Annotated in this window: 5 protein-coding genes; 2 read left to right on the top strand and 3 right to left on the bottom strand. The window is 57.9% G+C overall.

All coding sequences use genetic code 11. The features are described from left to right. Together Q0072_RS14550 and Q0072_RS14545 are read right to left on the bottom strand one after the other, a co-directional pair. Positions 1–253: three component ABC system middle component (locus Q0072_RS14550; RefSeq protein ID WP_298331466.1), on the bottom strand; the 253-nt coding region annotated here is incomplete at its 3' end. Continuing rightward, complete coding sequence (locus Q0072_RS14545; RefSeq protein ID WP_298331464.1) at positions 250–1,473, bottom strand: ABC-three component system protein; 1,224 nt, start codon at positions 1,471–1,473, stop codon at positions 250–252. The genes Q0072_RS14550 and Q0072_RS14545, both read right to left, overlap by 4 nt. Before the next feature lie 220 nt (positions 1,474–1,693). On the opposite strand from Q0072_RS14545, the gene Q0072_RS14540 reads away from it, so the two are divergent. Together Q0072_RS14540 and Q0072_RS14535 are read left to right on the top strand one after the other, a co-directional pair. Further along, positions 1,694–1,951, top strand: coding sequence for a hypothetical protein (locus Q0072_RS14540; RefSeq protein WP_298331462.1), 258 nt, complete (start codon positions 1,694–1,696; stop codon positions 1,949–1,951). Positions 1,952–2,061: 110 nt separating this feature from the next. Next, entirely contained in the window at positions 2,062–2,331 is a 270-nt protein-coding gene (locus Q0072_RS14535) for a hypothetical protein (RefSeq protein ID WP_298331460.1), read from the top strand. Between the two features lie 377 nt (positions 2,332–2,708). On the opposite strand, the gene Q0072_RS14530 is transcribed toward Q0072_RS14535, so the two are convergent. Further along, on the bottom strand, positions 2,709–3,817 hold a 1,109-nt coding region (locus Q0072_RS14530), incomplete at its 5' end, for a DUF6880 family protein (RefSeq protein WP_298331458.1).

The raw sequence follows: 3,817 nt of genomic DNA, 5'->3' as shown, positions 1-3,817 counted from the left end.
TGTCGGCAAAGCCCACCATGATTTGCTGGTTCTTCTCGGCGGTCCTGAGCAGGTAACTGCGTGGACTGTTGGCGATCACCTCGCGCGAATCCTTATGAAGACATAGGGGCAGCACAAGCAGCGACAGCGAGAAAGGCATGCCGCGAGCGTCTTCTTCCTCGTAGCCGAGCAGGGCGCGGAACATGACCAAGCCGCAAAATGCAGGATTGAACAAGGTCCGAATTTCAAAGGGGCGCTGATTCCATCGCTTCACGAGGCCACCCCCAGGACCTTACCAAGGCGGTCGAGGAATCTGGGATGCCAGTAGACCTTGGGTTCGGGGGTAGTATCCGCCAGGATGTGGAAGCTGCCGCGAAGGACATAGGGCTCCGTCACCCGTGCACGAATGCGTAGAGATTCGATCTTCCCAGTTTCAAACTCCGCCCAGTTGTAGAGGGTCGCGCCGGCTTCGCATAGCGCTTCTTCCGCGCTATCGTCCTTCAGCTTCTCGAAAGCGACATCCCTGTAGCGGCCCCACTCGTCAGTGAGGCGATCTTCGTACTCCTCGACCTCTCCCAACACAAGTAGGTTCTCGCGCGCCCACGCTGATCGTTGTTCGAACGCTCGGTAATAATCGAGAATCGCGCTCCTGATCCGATTGGACGAAATACCGATCTCACGCAGTTGCGCAACGAATAGGCGAGGATCTGTATCAGTGTCAATCTCATCGGCGGGCAGCTTTCCGCGTAAGGTGATAGGCAGGTTGTCCGCCTTGTATTCCTCGGTGAAGTTTGAGAGCTTGTCCGACACTTCGTAGCCGAATATCCCTTCCGACCTAGCGCCGGTCAAATGCTTGATTACGGCATCAGTCCACCAGCCCTCCAGCCGCTCGAAGACAAACTCACGATGCTCGCGCCGGATGGGCCGCAAGTGCTTGTCTCTGATGAGTGCCGGGATGTCTTCTATGCGTGGGCTGCCATCGAGGATCAGAATGCGCTCCAGAAAATCCTGCTTTTCGGGGGCACTTAGTTCGTTGAACGCTTCGGTGATCGGCGCGATGAGTTTCGATTTCGATTCAGCAAGTGCCGCATCGGCCAGTTCGTTGAGCGCTGCCGCATCAGGGGAGGCGGCAGGCTGATCGGGAAGGAGAAGGGCAAGAAATGAGCCGGTGGATACTGTGCCAGTGGTGAACAGGAAGAACCGCATGTTCGATGCAGCTCGGCCATCCCGTTTGTACCGTGCCAGCCAGATATTTACGGACTTCCAGAAATCGGTCGACAGGTCAGTCAACCTATCACCAATCGTCTTGTGTTTGAGTGAGGCCAGGGACTTGCCACCGCTACCGTCGATAAAGTCGAGGTCGTCGTCTTTTTCTAGGAAGATGGCAGTGTCCTCAGGCAATTGAAGCAGTTGCAACAACGCGAGACGTGCTTGGTACATGTATCCCAGCCCCTGCTCGCCGGCTGAAAACTTATCGGTGGGCGCCTCGGCCATGCCAAAGTCCTTTATGCTGCTTCCTGGAGGATGGCACAACGGTGTGGAACGTTCCACACCGAGTCACTATAGGACCGAATTCGTGGCTGACCCTAGCTGCATCTGTGAAACGTGACACTACCGGACACCAGCAGGGTCCCGTATCGGAGCACGTTCTAGTTTGTGAAACGTGCGTCAGGATGTCAATATGGAGGGCATAATTACCTGAGGAATCACGGAAATGGAACTTCGCTTTCACCTGAGTGGAACCACCGTCTTTTCGACTGAAGCCGTCTTGGCCCCAGGCGTCGGCTCTGTATTCATAATCAAGACCGAAAGTTACAAGAAGGGCCTACGGCCCGGATCCGTTGTTCGGGTGGAGATCACCGATGATGATCCTCCCGTGTGGGATTTCACTGAACCTGGTGGGCCTGTTGTCCTCCTCAGCATCAATGGCTACGAGATGCTGAAGGAGGGGCCACTACTAGATAGCGAATGAACACCATCGCCTGATCGACGTCCCGTCACCGTAGGACAAACGACACCAACTTTGGGGTTCGGATAATGCAAAAATACTTAACTGTGCTTGTGGCAACTGCGGCGATATCCATGTCGGTGTTGGCGAACCAGCCAGACGCCGATGCCAACAGCTTGGTTGCGTCATCAAAGGGGATGCTGGAATGGCTTGCCAAGGGATACACGGTATCAGGCGCTATTGAGGACAAGATCATTCTTACAGGCGAGCGTGGCAGTATCGTTCTGTGCCGGGTGAGCCGTCCCGCTTTGCGAATGTCAAATGGCTCGGGAAGTAACGCACAGCAGGGGCCAAAGGAGGATGCCCTCGATGTTAGCCGCTGCTACGCCCCGCGTGGTCAGTAACGGCAACCACCAGCGTCTGTCACCAAGGGACCAAAACGTGAGCAGTTGTGTCCGCTGGGAACCGCCGGGGCGGGGCGGGAATGTCCGGAATCCATTATCCGAGCGCGAATACCCGCCCGTCCCCTTCCGGCCCCAAATCGGGCATAAGCTGACGATGATAAGGATGAATTATTCGTTCAAATATTCACTGATAAGTTGTCATACCATCGGTCAAATCCTGCCCCCGCATCCAAACACAAACCCCAGCAAGATCAACGTCTTGCTGGGGTTTTTGCTGTCCGCAAAAACCACCCCAGAACATAGCCTAGCTACCATATAGCTACCAGATGAAAGTGAAAATGAGCGTAGATGGCGCCATGCGGCACCGCCACGGCCGCTCATTTGACCAGGCTCCAGAAGCCCAGCTTGCGGCCATGGGCCTTTTTGATTTGCTCACGGTAGCGGACATGGTCGGGCAGGGATTGCCAGTCGGTGATCTGCTGGGCGAGCCGGTCGAGATGGCCCAGGTACTTTGCCCCATGCCCATAGGCGGGTGATTTGGCGCGGGCCAGGATGTCATCCAGCAAGGCGCGGTAAAGCACACTGGCCGCCAGCGGGTGTTGATCGGCCAAGGCCTCGGCCGCCGGCACCAGCAGCGCGTAATGTCGTCCGGACCAGACGGCGGGCCGTGCCACCACCAAATCCGAGGCCAGGTCCAGCGCTGGCCAGTCCAGGCAGAACTGCAGGGCGCTACTGAAATAGGGGCTGGCGGCAACATGGGCCAGGGCGCGCGCTGTCTCCTCGCGGTCGTTGAAATCCTCCAGATTGGCGATGTAATCGCGCAGCAAGGCGGCATCCAGGGACTGAGCAAACTGCGACCAACGCAGCGTTTGGGCCTCTGCCCGGTTACCCAGGACTTCCAGGATGCGGGCCTCCAGTTTGACCTGATCGCGGTCAGCCCTTGGCGCAACACCCGCCTCGCAAAAATCGTCCGACAGGTCGCGGGTGATTGGTCGGGGCGCTGCTTTGCGGACCCATTCCAAGGCCTCGTCGGCTCGTTTGGCCTCCAGCAGCTTGGCGGCGATGCGCAAAGGATCGCGCCGATGCTCTGGCAGGAAGGCTTCCAGGGCGATGTAATGATCCAGGTCGCCCATGGCATCGGCAATGGCCTGTTGGATCTGGATGATCTGACCATACTTGTCCGGGGTGACCTTGGACAAACCCCTTTCCCAGGCGGCCAGGATCGCCGGTGGCAGCAGCGGGGCCATTGCGATGGCCAGCGCCGGAATCAGCCCATGGCTGTCGCGGGTCAGGGCATCGTCCAGCAGACCCGGCAGACTGGCGCGGTCAGTGCCCGCCATCTGCTCCACAATGCGGGGCAGGATTTCAGTACCCCGCCAATAGACGGCCTGGATTCGGCCAGAGCTATCATCAATCCGATTGAACAGGGAACTGTGGCCGCCGATGAACCGGATCAGGCGCTGCGCCGCTATCAAAGGGGATAACG

Origin of the sequence: Asticcacaulis sp. (assembly GCF_027484505.1) — a bacterium.
Taxonomy (GTDB): Bacteria; Pseudomonadota; Alphaproteobacteria; order Caulobacterales; family Caulobacteraceae; genus Asticcacaulis.
This window is presented reverse-complemented; position numbering and strand designations above follow the sequence as displayed.